This window comes from Mycobacterium sp. IS-2888, assembly GCF_001954215.1.
Lineage (GTDB): Bacteria > Actinomycetota > Actinomycetes > Mycobacteriales > Mycobacteriaceae > Mycobacterium.
On sequence record NZ_MBET01000112.1, the window covers coordinates 1 to 9,275 of the forward strand.

Here is a 9,275-nt window from a genome sequence, read left to right on the forward strand (position 1 = left end):
TTCGAGCCCGTCACCGTCCAAACCGCCGCCCCCGGTGACGATCACCCAAATCGTGCCGCCACCGCCGGCACCGCCGCCACCACCGCCACCGGACGTGCCCTCCAACGGGCCCGGGGATCCGGCGCCGAACCAGCCCGACGATCCCGAGGTGCCGCCGCCGCCGCCGGGGGCACCCGATGGAATCGTCGGCGTCGCGCCGCACGCGGTGATCATTTCGATCCGGCAGTCTTCGCGGGCCTACGAACCCGCCAATCCGGGTCCGGGCGGCATGGAGGGACGCAAGAAGGCCGGCACCATCGCGACGCTCGCCAGTGCCATCGTCCACGCCGCAAACATGGGCGCGAAGGTGATCAATGTCAGTGTGACGGCATGTGTTTCGGCCGCCGATCCGCTGGATCAGGGCGCCATCGGAGCGGCCGTGTGGTACGCCGCGACCGTCAAGGATGCGGTGATCGTCGCGGCGGCGGGCAACGACAGCGAAGACGACTGCGCGCAAAACCCGTCGTTCGATCCGCTCAGCGCATCGGATCCCCGCGACTGGCATCAGGTCAAGACCGTGTCGTCGCCGTCGTGGTTCTCCGATTACGTGCTGTCGGTCGGCGCGGTGGACAACACGGGCTCGCCGATCAACAAGAGCCTGGCGGGGCCGTGGGTCGCCGCCGCGGCGCCCGGCGTCGGGATCATGGGACTGTCCCCGGAGACCGGCGGGCCGGCGAACGCCTACCCGCCAATCCGCCCGGGCGAGAAGAACATGCCGTTCTGGGGCACCAGCTTCTCGGCGGCCTACGTCAGCGGTGTGGCCGCATTGGTGCGCGCGAAATACCCCGGGCTGTCGGCACACCAGATCGTCAATCGCATTCTGCAGACGGCGCACAACCCTCCGCGCGGAGTCGACAACCAAGTCGGCTACGGCGTCGTCGACCCGGTGGCCGCCCTGACCTTCGATGTGCCTGCGGGAGATCGACTTCCACCCGCCGCGCAGAGCCGCCTGGTCCACCCGGCACCACCACCACCGCCACCGGACCATCGTGCACGCAATATGGCACTGGTGTTCGCAGGCGTTGTCCTGGCAGCCATCGCGGTGGCGTCGCTGATCTTTCGGGCACGGCGGGAGAGATGAAACCCGGGACGAAGCTGACAATCATCGTCGGCATTTTCCTCACCGCCCTCCTCGGGTGGGCGGTCGGCGGATACGGCGGTGCCGCAGGCGGTTTGGTGATCGGGACAGCGATCGGCGTCGTCCGCTGGCGCGGACAGCCGCTGTGGTCATGGCTGATCTCGTGGGTGAGGCGCCGTCGGCCGATCAGGTGGACTGAGCCACTCACAGTCGCAAACGACCGCGCCGGCGGCGGGGTTAGATACCAGGACGGCGTCGCGGTGGCCGCGGTCCAGCTGCTCGGGAAGCCACATACCCCGACGTTGTTCACCGGGTCTACGTCGACGTACACCGAGAACGCTTTCGACATCACCGATCTGAAGCCGCTGCTGCACCAGAGCCTCGGTCTGAGAATCGGTTCGCTCAGCGTGGTGAGCGCGGGCGCTCGCCGGCGCAGCACGGGCGACTATCCGCGCGTGTATGACACATTGATCGGTACGCCTCCCTATGCCGGTCAGCGCGAAACTTGGCTCATCGTACGGACTTCGGTTCTCGACAACGTGGAGGCACTGCGCGAGCGGACCTCGGTCGGCACCGCGACGCTCGCGGCCGCGCAGCGGATCAGTGCGGCGATGCGCCAACAGGGCATCCGCGCAAAGGTCGCGACGGCCACCGACATCGTCGAGATGGAGCGGCGGTTGGGCCGGTCGGCCCTGGAGGTGTCCAACCGGCGCTGGCGATCCGTTCGCGGGGACAGCGGCTGGTTGACGACATACTGGTACTCGCCGGCCGACATCACCGCGGAGAAGCTGGCCCACGTGTGGTCGGCGCGCGCCGACGGAATCATCCAGAACATCACGCTTTTCGGCGACGGCAGCGCCACCGCCACCGTGACCGTGCGTACCGCACAACAGCCGACGGCCCCACTGAGCACCATGCTGCGCACGCTGCCGGGGCAGCAGGCGCATGCCATCGCCGCCAATCTGTGCGGCCCGCTTCCGACGCTGCACGGCATTCGCCGGGGGACGCTGCGCAGACCGCTGCTGGTCCCGATCGGGCCGTCGGGTGTGCTGCTCGGCAAGGTCGCCGGGGGAAACCGGATGCTGCTGCCGTTGGACGACGCGGGAGAGTTCAGCCGCGTGCACATTGCCGCAGAGGACGCGTTGGCCAAGCGGTTCGTGATCCGTATGGCCGGTGCCGGCGAGCGCATCACGGTGCATACCCGAAACATGCAGCGGTGGGCAACGGTTCGCATGCCCGACATCGCGGTGAGCGATCAGTCGAAGCCGGTCTCGGGCACGACGGTCAGCGTCGTGGACGGGACGCTGACACCCGCCCCGCGCCCGAACACGCTGATCTCCGTCGGCGAACCGGGCGAGCCGTACCGGGGGACGGCCAACGTGCTGATCACCCAGGTCGGTCCGGCAACGGTGGAAGTTCGAACCGACAGACAGGTACACACGGTGGAGGTGGAGTTGTTCCGCGCCGAAAACCGTTACGTATCGTCGGAACCGACGGTTTTGCGAAGCTCTGAGCTCGAAGCGGTGGATACACAATGACCAGCAGCACCACACCCGCTGCGGCGCGCAAGATGTTCGATCAGGCGATGACGTTGCTCGACACCGACGCCGCCGGCGCCGCGGCGCGGTTTCGGGAGGCGACGGAGATCGATCCGTCGATGGCCGACGCCTGGTTGGGCCGGATCGCCGCGGGTGACGAGTCGCTGCCGACCGTGCAACAGCTCTACACCTATGGCGCCCGGCTGCACCGGGAGACCAACCGCCTCGGCGCCCGCTTGTCGGCGCCGATCAAAGCCGGGCCGTACCTCTCCATATCGGTAACCGAGGCCTCCCACGCCGGCCTGGCACTGGCCAGCGCGCTCATCGACGACCGTCAGTATGAGAAAGCCGAAGCGCTACTTAAGGATTCGTCGCTGCTGGACACCTGGGAAAACCACCAGTGGCGCCAGTACATCGAGGCCTACTTGATGTTCGCGACCCAACGCTGGCCGGACGTGATCTCGGTGGCGGCCGCGGTCCTGCCGCCCCAGGCCATCATCATGTCGGCCGTCACCGCAGCGACCTGCACCCTGGCCGCCCACGCCGCGGCCCATCTCGGGCAGGGGCGCGTCGCGCTGGAGTGGACCGATCGCGTCGAACTGCGCTCCGGATACGGCGGCCCGACCGAGTCGCGTCGTCACAATCTCGAAACCGCCCTCGCCGCAATAGATCCCAACGATTTCCCGCTTATCGCCGCCGACCTCGCCTATGTACGGGGCATGGCGCATCGCCAGCTAGGCGAGGAGAACAAGGCGCAGATCTGGCTGTCGAAGGCGACGATCAACGGTGCGCTGATCGAGCCGGCCAAGCAAGCGCTAGCCGATCCCGCGCTGCAGCTGGTGATCACCGACGAGGATGCCATCCGCAGCCGAACGAACAAGTGGGACGTGACCACCGAGCTGTCGGAGCAGCAACGCCAGGAGTCCGAACACCAAGAGCGGCGCAGCGAACTCCTGCAGGAGGGGCGTGCGTTGCTCGACAACCAAGTCGGATTGGCCGAAGTCAAGCGCGCGGTCGCCGAACTGGAGGACCAGATCGAGGTCCGCGCGCTGCGCCTGGCGGCCGGACTGCCGGTGGCCAATCAAACCAACCACATGCTGCTGGTGGGCCCGCCCGGCACCGGCAAGACCACCACCGCGGAGGCACTGGGGAAGATCTACGCCGGCCTCGGCATTGTGCGCCATCCCGAGATCATCGAGGTAAAGCGCGCCGACTTCTGCGGGGAACACATCGGCGCCTCGGGCCCGAAGACCAACGAACTGATCAGCCGCTCGCTGGGCCGCATCCTGTTCATGGATGAGTTCTACTCGTTGGTGGAGCGCCACCAGGACGGCCGGCCGGACATGATCGGCATGGAGGCGGTCAACCAGTTGTTGGTGGCGCTCGAGGTGCACCGGTTCGACTTCTGCTTCATCGGCGCGGGATACGAGCGGGAAGTCGACGAATTCCTCACGGTCAACCCGGGTCTGGCGGGGCGGTTCAACCGCAAACTGCGGTTCGAGTCGTACACGCCCGACGAGCTGGTGGAAATCGCAGTGCGCTACGGCAAGCCGCGCGCCACCGTGCTCGAGGACGCCGCCGGCGAAGCGTTGAAGGCGGCCTGCCTGACTTTGCGCGCCTACCACGCACCCAATGGGGAGCACGGGATCGACCTGATGCAGAACGGTCGATTCGCACGAAACGTGGTCGAACGCGCGGAACGGCTGCGGGACTCGCGGGTGGCCGCCCAGCACCGCACCGACAAGGGGTCGGTGACCGTCGAGGACCTACAGGCGATTCGCACCCAGGACATAATCGCCGCGGTCAAGGACGCGTGCGCGGAAAAGCATGTGCCGATAGCGCTTTGAACGACGGCGGCAGCCTCACTGAATGTGGCTGATCAGCGTTTCGATCGCATCGGCGACGCCGGGGGGTACCGCGTCACCGGCTTCGACGCGCACGATCATCTCCTCGGCCACGCCGGCCGCTTGCGCGGTTTCCCGGGGGGAAAGGTTCGCCGTCTGTCGGGCGGCATAGAGACGCTGCCCCAGCGGAGCGCCCGGCGCGCTCGCGCCGACCGTCATCAGTTCGTCGTAGTGGCGGCGCACCGTGGCCAGCGCCTTGATCAGTTCGGGGGTAATCCGGCTGATGCGCGTCGCGCGAACGGCGATCGTCTCGAGCTGGCGCAGATCGGCGAGGATTGGCGTCGCCCGCTCGAAGAATCGCGGATCGTCGACCGGCGGCAATGCGGCGATCGCCAGGCCGCAGCCGTCCACCGCGGCAACGATCGCCTGCGCGATCAACGATGTCGGGGCGTCGGAGTTCGGGCCCGGTGCGCGCGCTTCCGGCTCGACTTCGGCGTCTCCGGCGTGGCCCCGGCGGAGCCGCGCGATGGTTCCCGCGGGCCAGTGCAGCACCTGCTCGAGCTTGGCCCGGGTTCGTTCACGCGGCCAGCTGCGCCCCTTTTCGAACGCGATGAGTGCGCCGGCATTGATTATTCCGTCAGCCGCGAGACTTCGCTGACTGATGCCCAGTTCACGCCGGCGCGCGGCCGCGGCCGCCCCGGCCCGAACCATGGCGGGATCCGGCTCGCTGGAATCGGCGGTGGGCATTTGCGGTGATCCTCGGCTCGCTGGGCGGACCTTCCGCCGGTGCGATTCTAACCGTCGCACCGGCCGCCTCGTATCACGGCCGCTACGTTTTTAGTTCCGATAGCGCTACGGTTTGCTGGCGTCGTGACCCGGGCTTCTGGCCCGCGCCCCACACCGCATGTATCTACTGGTCAGCGCATATAAGTAGAGCCGCGGGGCTCCGTTCCCAGCGGGTATAGCGACGAATACTGAACGGCCAACAGTAACGCAGCCGACGCGGTGCCGCCGCATAACTGTTGCATCGCAGCGGTTAGTGCTATAGTGTATCGAAACACATGCACCGATGACCGCAATGCTTTTGAAGGAACGAGCGCCATGACCGCAACAGCTCTGCACAACGTCCCACTCGGCGCCTGTACGCAGGATCCCGACCGCTGGACGTCAACGCCCGATGCGGAGGCCATCGCCCTGTGCCGAGCGTGCCCCCGGCGGTGGCTATGTGCGCGCGAGGCCGTCGAGTCTCCCGGTGCGGAAGGGCTGTGGGGCGGCGTCGTCATTCCGGAGGCGGGCCGCCGCCGGGCCTTCGCATTGCGACAGCTGCGATCCCTGGCCGAGCGCAACGGGTACCCGCTGCGCGAAACCGCAAAGTCGGCTTAACCCGGCGCGAAGTGGCCGCCGAATTTCGAGGGGTCGGCGGCGGGAAGCGCAACAGCGCGAGAAATCTCCTGGATTTCTCGCGCTTGGGTTTGGACGAAACGGCGGTCAAGCCGGTTCGAATCGGAAGACGGTGAGCTGGCCCGCCAACGCCTCGAACTCGTCGGCCGTGCCATCCCGCACCATGCCGGAGCGCTTTGCGAACGCCACCCCGACCGGCACCTCGGCGGGGAATGCGCGCAGCACCGGGCGCGCTTCCTCGGCGTTCAGTTCGACGATCCTGACTTGCCGCGATCGCCGGCCCCGGGCCAGCGTGCCGGTGCCCGCGGCGCGGGCGTTGGCCGCCCAGTCGGCACCCGGATAACCGGCCACCACGTAGAGGCCGCCCTCGAACTCGAACGGCGTCATCGGGGTGCTGCGCGGTTGGCCCGACTTACGGCCGGGCACGGTCAGCACCATGGCGGGGCCGGTCGGTATCCCGAGCCGTTGCACCGCCATCATCATTTTGTTCATCGGTTTGAGGTAGCGCGGCGGACGTGGTTGTGACATCTGAGTGCTCCTTATCTATTTCGCGAACAGGCTGCGGTGCGCCGACACCCACTGCGCGAACGGCGTCGCCGCCCGGCCCAGGATCTTCTCGACGTCGTGGGTGACGAGCGCGGGTTTGTCGAGCGTGTCGGCGAGCATGGACGTGTAGGCGTCGGCGAACTCGGCGCCGAAACCCAGGTCGATGAACCGTTGCCGGACGAGGTCGGCTGGTACTTCCTGATATCGCAGTGGGCGGCCCAGGACGGCGCCGATGACGTTCACCAGCTCGGTGTTGGTGAATGCCTGCGGACCGGTCAGCGGAATGCGCTGCCCGACAAGCTCATCGGTGAGCAGCGCCCGCGCGGCGACCGCCGCGATGTCGGCCTCGACGATCGGCGCGGTCGAGGCCGCGGCGTACGGTCCGGCCACCACATCGCCCGCGCGGATCTGCGCCGACCACATGCCGGCGAAGTTCGTCGCAAAGACCGTGGGGCGCAGGCTCACCCACGCCAGGCCGGAATCGACAGCGAGCTGCTCGACCTCCTTGTTGCGATCGCCGCGGAACCGCGATGGCTGCCGGGAGAAATCGTCGTCGGCGTTGATGGCCGACAGTGCCACCAGCTTGGTGACCCCGGCGGCCACGCACTGGGCCACCACGTCGGGCAGGTCGGCCCCGAGCGCGCGGGAATTGAGGAATACCGCCGACGCTCCCGCTATTGCGTCGGCTGCCGAAGCGACCGTGTCGACGGAGGACGGAAACCCCGCCTCGGGCGAGCGGGTGACCGCCCGCACCCGGGCGCCCGCGGCGGTGAGTTCGGCAACGAGGGGCCGCCCGACGTTGCCGGTGGCTCCGGTTACGACGATCGTCATGATGTGGTTCCTTCCGGTGTGATGCGACTGCTTTTCACCAAGGACGGGGCGGAAGATGGGAAAGTTACAGCCGGAATGTGTAACTTTTTGCCGCATCAGATCGTCGATGATTCATGGACCAGTCGTACGACCTGATCACCGAGGCGTGGCGTCAGCACCGCCCGTATCTGGTCAATCTCGGATACCAGATACTCGGAGACGTCGGTGACGCCGAAGACGTTGCGCAGGAGGCGTTTCTGCGGCTGTCCCGTGAAGACGTCGACCAGCTCGACGATGTCCGCGGCTGGCTGACCGTGGTCACGAGCCGGCTTTGCCTCGATCAGGTGCGCTCGGCGCGATCGCGCTACGAACGGTTGAGCCGCCCGGCCCGCGATGGCCGCGACGCCGAGCCGGCCGAACCGCGGTCCGCCGATCCGGCCGACCGTGTCACGCTCGACGACGAGGTCCGCAGCGCCTTGATGGAAGTCTTACGCCGGCTCAGCCCGGGGGAGCGCGTCGCGTTTGTGCTGCACGACGTGTTCGGCGTCCCCTTCGACACGATTGCCGAGACGGTGGGCCGCCCGGTCGGGACCTGCCGCCAGCTGGCGCGGCGAGCGCGGGCCAAATTCACTACGGCACAACCGAAGTTGAGCGAGGTGGCCTCGGCAGAGCACCAACTCGTCACCGAAAAGTTCATCACCGCATGCGCCAACGGCGACATCGCCGCACTGACCGCCGTGCTGGATCCCACGGTCTGGGGCGTGGGCACGGTTCTCGCCGACCCGGCGCCGCCCCCGCAGGTCAATCACGGGCCACACGCCGTCGCCACCAACCTGATGCGCTACCTCGGGCCGGAAGTCACGGTGGTGAGCGGTCCGGCGGGACAGCCGGTGCTGCTGGCCTTCGCGCAGCGCCGGCTCTTCGCCGCCATCGTGCTGACGATCCGCGGCCGCCTCGTCACCAAGATCGAGGCGATAGCCGATCCGTCGGCCCGCGCCGGGGCCGCTCAACAGCCGTAGCTTGTCAGCTGCCGTCCGCGTCGCGGCGGCGATCGCGTGCCCGGTCGGGCCGCGCCGCGAAATACCCTGCGACCGTTGCGGTTATCTGCAGAAATTTGCGGCGCGTCGCCGTCGCCATTTGATGGCTCACATCGATGACGCCGCCGGGCCGTAGATGGGGATCGAAGGGCACCTCGACCACCGGCTGGCCGTGTTCGATGAATTCGCGGGCCAGCAATTCCCGGGTGCGTTTGTCGGCATGGCCGTCGGAATCGTTGAGCACCACGAGCGTGCGGTGCAAGAGACCGGCCAGTCCCTGATCCGACAGCCACTCCAGCGTCCGCGCGGCGGCGGAGGCTCCGTCCGCCCACGGCGAGGAGACCACGATCAGGGCGTCCAGATCGCGCAGCACCTCCTGAGTGACGGGAGAGTCCATGGTCGATCCGCAATCGATGACCGAGATGGTGAAGTGGCGGTCCAGCCGCGACGCGGCTTCGCGGTAGATCGCGGGATCGAGAACCCGGCGTGGGCCCGAGGCCGGCTCCCCGCCGAGCACGTGCAGCCCGGCGGAATTGCGCCCGACCCGCTCGATGACGTCGGTAAAGGACCGCAGGTTCTTGTTCGACGTCAGCTCCCAGAACGAGGCCGTCGAACGCGGATCGACCCGGCTGCTCAACCGCCCGAAGGCGGTGTCGGCGTCGATGGCGACGATGTGGTCCTGGGGACGCAGCTCGGCGAACAGCGATCCGACGCTGGCAGCGACCGACGTCTTTCCGACACCACCCTTGCCCAGCACGCCCACCTTGTAATTGCCGTGCAGGCCGGCCCGGATGGTTGCCTCGAACTGAGCCTCCTGCCGCTGCGTGGCCGACGGACCCAGCTTTACGAGGTCAAAGGTGATCAGCCTCAGGACGCGTCGCCAACCGCGGTCGGGCAGTTCTGCTGCGGGGGTCCGCGGCGGGATCACCTGCGGCGGCTGCGGCACGTGGACCGGCGGAGTCACCTGCGGCGGGGTCACCTG

General features: G+C 67.9%; 9 protein-coding genes. 5 read left to right on the top strand and 4 right to left on the bottom strand.

Annotation, left to right across the window (positions count from 1 at the left end; genetic code table 11):
• From mycP to eccA, 3 genes are all read left to right on the top strand, one after another.
• Window positions 1–1,120, top strand: a 1,120-nt coding sequence (mycP, locus tag A5745_RS22835) for a type VII secretion-associated serine protease mycosin (protein WP_139329761.1), incomplete at its 5' end; no start/stop codon positions are given.
• A complete protein-coding gene (gene eccE, locus A5745_RS22840; RefSeq protein ID WP_076061847.1) occupies window positions 1,117–2,655 on the top strand; it encodes a type VII secretion protein EccE in 1,539 nt (512 codons plus the stop codon). The genes mycP and eccE, both read left to right, overlap by 4 nt.
• Window positions 2,652–4,502 carry a type VII secretion AAA-ATPase EccA gene (gene eccA, locus A5745_RS22845; RefSeq protein WP_076061846.1) on the top strand — a complete coding sequence of 617 codons (1,851 nt, stop codon included), beginning with the start codon at window positions 2,652–2,654 and terminating at the stop codon, window positions 4,500–4,502. The genes eccE and eccA overlap by 4 nt, the downstream gene beginning before the upstream one ends.
• A 15-nt stretch (window positions 4,503–4,517) precedes the next feature.
• Here eccA and A5745_RS22850 read toward each other — a convergent pair whose 3' ends face one another.
• Window positions 4,518–5,246: a helix-turn-helix transcriptional regulator gene (locus A5745_RS22850; RefSeq protein WP_175879871.1), complete on the bottom strand. Its 729-nt coding sequence runs from the start codon at window positions 5,244–5,246 to the stop codon at window positions 4,518–4,520.
• A gap of 354 nt (window positions 5,247–5,600) precedes the next feature.
• Between A5745_RS22850 and A5745_RS22855 the strand changes: the two genes are divergently transcribed.
• Entirely contained in the window at window positions 5,601–5,882 is a 282-nt protein-coding gene (locus A5745_RS22855; protein ID WP_076119144.1) for a WhiB family transcriptional regulator, read from the top strand.
• Window positions 5,883–5,987: 105 nt separating this feature from the next.
• Here the strand turns inward: A5745_RS22855 and A5745_RS22860 are convergent, their stop codons facing one another.
• Window positions 5,988–6,428 (bottom strand): nitroreductase family deazaflavin-dependent oxidoreductase, encoded by a 441-nt coding sequence (locus A5745_RS22860; protein ID WP_076061842.1) that lies wholly within the window; start codon window positions 6,426–6,428, stop codon window positions 5,988–5,990.
• 15 nt (window positions 6,429–6,443) lie between these two features.
• Entirely contained in the window at window positions 6,444–7,277 is an 834-nt protein-coding gene (locus tag A5745_RS22865; protein ID WP_076119147.1) for an NAD(P)H-binding protein, read from the bottom strand.
• A 113-nt stretch (window positions 7,278–7,390) separates the two neighbouring features.
• On the opposite strand from A5745_RS22865, the gene sigI reads away from it, so the two are divergent.
• Window positions 7,391–8,275: an RNA polymerase sigma factor SigI gene (gene sigI, locus A5745_RS22870; RefSeq protein WP_076119149.1), complete on the top strand. Its 885-nt coding sequence runs from the start codon at window positions 7,391–7,393 to the stop codon at window positions 8,273–8,275.
• Window positions 8,276–8,279: 4 nt separating this feature from the next.
• Here the strand turns inward: sigI and A5745_RS22875 are convergent, their stop codons facing one another.
• The gene (locus A5745_RS22875; protein WP_083663029.1) at window positions 8,280–9,272 is read right to left on the bottom strand and encodes a MinD/ParA family protein; all 993 of its coding nucleotides are present in this window, start codon (window positions 9,270–9,272) and stop codon (window positions 8,280–8,282) included.
• Window positions 9,273–9,275 lie beyond the last annotated feature (3 nt).

Excerpts from the sequence above, each read along its gene's own strand:
- eccE (WP_076061847.1), top strand. The coding sequence starts at position 1,117 with ATGAAACCCGGGACGAAGCTGACAATCATCGTCGGCATTTTCCTCACC.
- eccA (WP_076061846.1), top strand. The coding sequence starts at position 2,652 with ATGACCAGCAGCACCACACCCGCTGCGGCGCGCAAGATGTTCGATCAG.
- A5745_RS22850 (WP_175879871.1), bottom strand. The coding sequence starts at position 5,246 with ATGCCCACCGCCGATTCCAGCGAGCCGGATCCCGCCATGGTTCGGGCC.
- A5745_RS22855 (WP_076119144.1), top strand. The coding sequence starts at position 5,601 with ATGACCGCAACAGCTCTGCACAACGTCCCACTCGGCGCCTGTACGCAG.
- A5745_RS22860 (WP_076061842.1), bottom strand. The coding sequence starts at position 6,428 with ATGTCACAACCACGTCCGCCGCGCTACCTCAAACCGATGAACAAAATG.
- A5745_RS22865 (WP_076119147.1), bottom strand. The coding sequence starts at position 7,277 with ATGACGATCGTCGTAACCGGAGCCACCGGCAACGTCGGGCGGCCCCTC.
- sigI (WP_076119149.1), top strand. The coding sequence starts at position 7,391 with ATGGACCAGTCGTACGACCTGATCACCGAGGCGTGGCGTCAGCACCGC.